This window comes from Streptomyces sp. NPDC004658 (genome assembly GCF_040609555.1).
Taxonomy (GTDB): Bacteria; Actinomycetota; Actinomycetes; order Streptomycetales; family Streptomycetaceae; genus Streptomyces.
The window spans coordinates 1-3,137 of the sequence record NZ_JBEXKG010000334.1 but is presented as its reverse complement, the minus strand read 5'-3'; the positions used below and the strand labels follow the sequence as shown (position 1 = coordinate 3,137).

General features: G+C 77.5%; 3 protein-coding genes and 1 pseudogene. 3 read left to right on the top strand and 1 reads right to left on the bottom strand.

Going from position 1 to position 3,137, the window contains the following annotated elements:
* The 3 genes from ABZV94_RS40895 to ABZV94_RS40885 form a co-directional block, all read left to right on the top strand.
* Positions 1 to 731 (top strand): SDR family NAD(P)-dependent oxidoreductase (locus ABZV94_RS40895; protein WP_356350094.1); only part of this gene is annotated, 731 nt, incomplete at its 5' end.
* Between the two features lie 6 nt (positions 732 to 737).
* Complete coding sequence (locus ABZV94_RS40890; protein WP_356350092.1) at positions 738 to 1,661, top strand: DMT family transporter; 924 nt, start codon at positions 738 to 740, stop codon at positions 1,659 to 1,661.
* 7 nt (positions 1,662 to 1,668) lie between these two features.
* Positions 1,669 to 2,460 (top strand): polysaccharide deacetylase family protein, encoded by a 792-nt coding sequence (locus tag ABZV94_RS40885; protein ID WP_356350089.1) that lies wholly within the window; start codon positions 1,669 to 1,671, stop codon positions 2,458 to 2,460.
* Between the two features lie 189 nt (positions 2,461 to 2,649).
* Here the strand turns inward: ABZV94_RS40885 and ABZV94_RS40880 are convergent.
* Positions 2,650 to 3,137 (bottom strand): annotated as a pseudogene (locus ABZV94_RS40880) (galactosyldiacylglycerol synthase); the annotation flags it as partial.

Sequence of the window (3,137 nt, the reverse complement as noted above, 5' to 3'; positions counted from 1 at the left end):
TGGTGACGGGCGCCTCCTCGGGCATCGGCGCGGCCGTGGCCCGCCGGCTGGCCGCCGAGGGCGGCTGGCGACTGGCCCTGAACGGACGCGACGTCACCCGCCTGGAGCAGGTGGCCGCACAGGCCGGCGCGGTCGCGCTGCCCGCCGACCTGACCCGGCCCGGCGCCGACCGCCGGCTCGCCGGCCTCGCCCTGGACCACCTCGGACGGCTCGACCTGCTCGTCGCGGGCGCCGGCGTCGGCTGGGCCGGCGACTTCGCCGACATGCCGGCCGCGCGCATCGACGAGATCGTGGGAGTCGACCTGCTGGCCACCGTGCACCTGGTGCGGACCGTGCTGCCGCACATGGTCGCCGCCGGATCCGGACGCGTCGTGCTCATCGGATCCCTCGCCGGCAGCGTGGGCGTGCGCGGGGAGGCCGTCTACTCCGCGGCGAAGGCCGCGCTGGCCACCTTCGCCGACTGCCTGCGGTACGAACTGCGCGGCACCGGCGTGGGCGTCAGCCATGTCATCCCCGGCGTGGTCGCCACCCCCTTCTTCGACCGGCGGGGCACCCCCTACACCCGCGCCTGGCCCCGGCCCGTACCCGCCGAACGCGTGGCCGACGCCGTCTGCGCCGCCGTCCTGCACGGCCGGGACGAGGTGTACGTCCCCGGGTGGCTGCGGCTCCCCGCCCGGGTGCGCGGTGCCGCGCCCGGACTCTACCGGCGGCTCGCCGCCCGCTTCGGGTGAGCCGTCGTGATGGCGCTGACCGTGCTGCTCGCCCTGCTCGCGGCCCTGTCCAACGCGTCCGCGTCGGTGCTCCAGCGCCGGGCCGCCGTGCAGGAGCCGGACCAGGACGGTGGGGCGGGATCCGCCATGCGCCGGTTCGCCCATCTGCTGCGCAGACCCTCCTGGCTGGCGGGCGCCGGGCTGCTGGGGCTGTCCAGCCTGCTGCAGGCCGGGGCGCTGGCCGTCGGCAGCCTGTCCCTGGTCCAGCCCCTGCTCACCGCCGAACTGCTGTTCACGCTGGTCGTGGGCAGTGTCGTCTTCCGGCGCCGCCCGGACGGCCGTACCTGGCTCGCGTTCCTCGCTCTGGGCGGCGGCCTGGCCCTGTTCCTCCTGGCGGCGTCGCCGTCCCCCGGCCGGCCCACCGCCCGGCCGGAGGACTGGCTGCTGGGCGGTGGTGGCGCGCTCGGCCTGGTCGTCCTGCTCGTGCTGATCGCGCGCCCGGCCCGGGGCGCGTCCCGGGCCGCGCTGCTCGGACTCGCCTCCGCCGTGTCCTTCGCCACCACCGCGGCCCTGCTGAAGGAGGCGGTGGGACGGCTCGGGCAGGGGCCCGCCGAGATGTTCGGGCACTGGTCGCTGTACGCCACGGGAGTCGCCGGACTCGTCGCGTTCCTGCTGCTGCAGGGCGCGCTCGGCGCCGGCTCGCTGACGGCCTCCCAGCCCGCGCTCACCCTCGGCGACGCGCTCACCAGTGTGGTGCTCGGCTGGGCGCTGTTCGGCGAATCGATCCACGTGGGCGTGAGCCTGCTGCCGGAGGCGATCGGCGTCGCCATGATCGGCGCCGGCAGCATCGGCCTGGTCCACTCGCCGTCCGTCGGCGGGGAGTGGGACGCCACGGACCCGAAGAAGTCCTCCGGCTCCTCCGCCGCCGTCCCCCGCTCTCCGAGGAGGTAGATCACCGATGTCCCCCGTGTCCGGCCGCGCCCTGCGGACGGCCGCCGTCCTGCTGCCCGCCGCGGTCGCCGCGGCCCACATCGGCCCGGCGGCCACCTGGCTCCCGGGCGTACGCCTGCCGCTGTTCCCAGGGCTCTCCGGCGCCGGCCCCCGCCGGCACATCGCGCTCACCTTCGACGACGGACCGGACCCGGTGTCGACCCCGCGCTTCCTCGACGCGCTGGACGCGCTGGGCGTGCGGGCCACGTTCTTCGTCCTCGGCGAGCAGGTGGTCCGCCATCCCGCGCTGGTCCGGGAGACGGAGCGACGCGGGCACGAGCTGGGGGTGCACGGCTGGAGCCACGACCGGCCCTGGTGGCCGGCGTTCGCCCGCGACGCCGACGAGGTCGCCCGGACGGTCCGCGCGGTGCACGACATCACCGGCCGCCGCCCGCTGTGGTACCGCCCGCCGTACGGCATCCTCACCACGAGCCGCTGGCTGGCCGCCCGGCGGGCCGGACTGCGGACGGTGCTGTGGTCGGCGTGGGGGCGGGACTGGACGGCCGACGCCACGGCCGCGTCCGTACGGGCCCGGGTCGCCGCGGACCTGCGCGGCGGCGGTACGGTCCTGCTCCACGACTCCGACCGCCACGCGGCCCCCGGCTGCTGGCACGCGGCCCTCGCCGCACTGCCGACCGTGGTCCGGGACTGCCGGGAGGCGGGACTGACGGTGGGGCCCCTGCGCGACCACGGTCCGGTTCCGGTTTCCGTCCCGGTCTCTGGCCGGACCGTCGCGTCGGCGGGTGCGGTGGGGGAGTGACCTGGGGGATGCGGCTCGGGGTGCGCTCAGCGCGTCACGGCGGAGGCGGGAGGCGGGGCTGACGGTGGACGCCCTGCGTGACCACGGGTCTTTTCCGGTTCCGGTCGGGTCTCGGTGCCGTACGGCGCCCCACCCGGCCATGGCTCCCCGGTGCCCGCCGGCGGGCCGGGTGTCCGGCCCCCGGCCGGGTCACGGGTTCGGCGGCAGGTCCGTCACGCGGTCCAGGACGTCTCCCCGGAACAAGGCGCGCCCGCGGGTCACCCGGTCCGTGCGTTCCCGGGTGTTCTCCCCGAGCCGCCCGAGTGCCGCCAGCAGGGCGGAGGCGTCCGGGGCCAGTTCGGTCAGGCCCAGCTCGGCCATGCGGCGCACGCCGTCCGTGCCGTGGCCGGGCAGTGGGCGGTGGGCGATCACGGGCAGGCCCGTGGCGAGGGCCTGGACGGCGGTCTGGCCGGCCGCGTTGTCCACCAGGGCGTGGCAGGCGGCCAGCAGGCCCGGCATGTCGTCCACCCAGCCCAGCGCGAGCACCCCAGGCTCCCGGGAGACCCGCGCTCGCAGCCGTTCGTTGCGGCCGCACAGCACCACCGGCAGATAGCCGGCCGCCGCCAGCAGCCCGGCGGTGGCGGCCGGGCGGGACGCCGCGCCCCAGGCGCCGGCGGACAGCAGGACCGGGGGCCGGC

Coding starts and splice junctions, on each gene's coding strand:
- ABZV94_RS40885 (WP_356350089.1), top strand. CDS start 1,669: ATGTCCCCCGTGTCCGGCCGCGCCCTGCGGACGGCCGCCGTCCTGCTG.